Consider the following 1,273-nt stretch of genomic DNA (forward strand, 5'->3'; position numbering starts at 1 on the left):
CGACGCGGCCGCACCCGGTGTGGCGGTCCTGTCGTGCGCACCGCACGGTGGATACGCGGCGCTCGACGGCACCGGCACGGCCTCGGCCCACATCGCCGGCCTGGCCGCCCTCGTTCTCGCTCACCACGAGGACTTCCACGGACAGCTGCTGCCCCGTGGCCCCGGCCGGGTACAGCACCTGTTCGAGATCATCGCCGCCAGCTGCCGACAGCTCGCCGTCCCCGGCACAATGGAGGCGGCCCAGGTCGGCCGCGGCCTGCCCGACGCCCTCGTCGCCCTGTGGCTGGTCCCCGGAGTACAACTCCCTTCGGCCCTGGCACCCTACGTCCTGTCCATCGCCGGGTAGATCCCCACCCGGGGCAAGCACACGCAACGGCACCCGCCTCCAGGGAGCGGGTGCCGTTCGGCCCACAGGCCATCTGGACGAACCACAGGACTCCGTCAGGGGCCGAGAAGGGCTGCCGCCCACCTACCGACAGAAACCAGAGCAATCATCACCAGAATCGGGCACATGCGCCCGCCTTTTCCGGTCGGGCTCGCAAACCGCCGCCGCCGACGACAGTGACATCGTGCCCTTCCTCCCTTTTTCCGCGTGCCGCTGTACGGCCGGCCCGTCCAAGCGGCGAAGTCGCTCCCGCAGGATGCGGGCCTCACGCTGGGAAACATGAGCACACACCCGCCACCGGGGCCCGCTCCCCCGCATGAGCTGCCGCCGCTGTCACCGATGCTGATGGTGATCGGATCGCTGCCCCCACCGCAGACCCAGGGCGAGTACGCGTACGAAACGTTGTGGAACGGGGCACGCACCATCGTCCACCTGCCCGCCGACGGGACCGTGCACCTTGTGTCCGCCACCGGGCTGGACATGACGGCCCAGTACCCGGAACTGCAGGCGCTCGCCGGACTGCTGCCGGCCGTACCGGTTCAGAATGGCTGCACACGGCCTGAGCTGCTGTTTCGCCAATCGATCAGCTTGCTCGGCGGTATTCGTTGATGAGGCCGGCGACGGCTTGTTGGCGTTGGATCCGGGCTGCTGGGAGAGGGATGACGTTGGGGTCGTCGAGGGGCGCGAGCTGGTTGCGGCCTTGGTGGGGACGGTGCCCGTTGAAGTGGTGGGCGTAGTCGTGGAGGACTCTCTCGGCGTGGCCGCGGTCGAAGATCAGCAGATGATTGGTGCACCAACACCGTTGCGTTTACTTCCGTGAGCGGTTCGCGAGCCCGTGCTCGAAGAACGTGATGGCGGTGTGGATGGTGTAGTTCTGGCTGGTCGTGG

General features: G+C 68.3%; 1 protein-coding gene and 1 pseudogene. Both read left to right on the top strand.

Going from position 1 to position 1,273, the window contains the following annotated elements:
- A pseudogene (locus tag ACWDA7_RS53040) lies at positions 1-346 on the top strand (S8 family serine peptidase); the annotation flags it as partial.
- A 246-nt stretch (positions 347-592) separates the two neighbouring features.
- Entirely contained in the window at positions 593-994 is a 402-nt protein-coding gene (locus ACWDA7_RS53045; protein ID WP_450615423.1) for a hypothetical protein, read from the top strand.
- Positions 995-1,273: the final 279 nt, after the last annotated feature.

This window comes from Streptomyces sp. NPDC001156 (assembly GCF_053598275.1).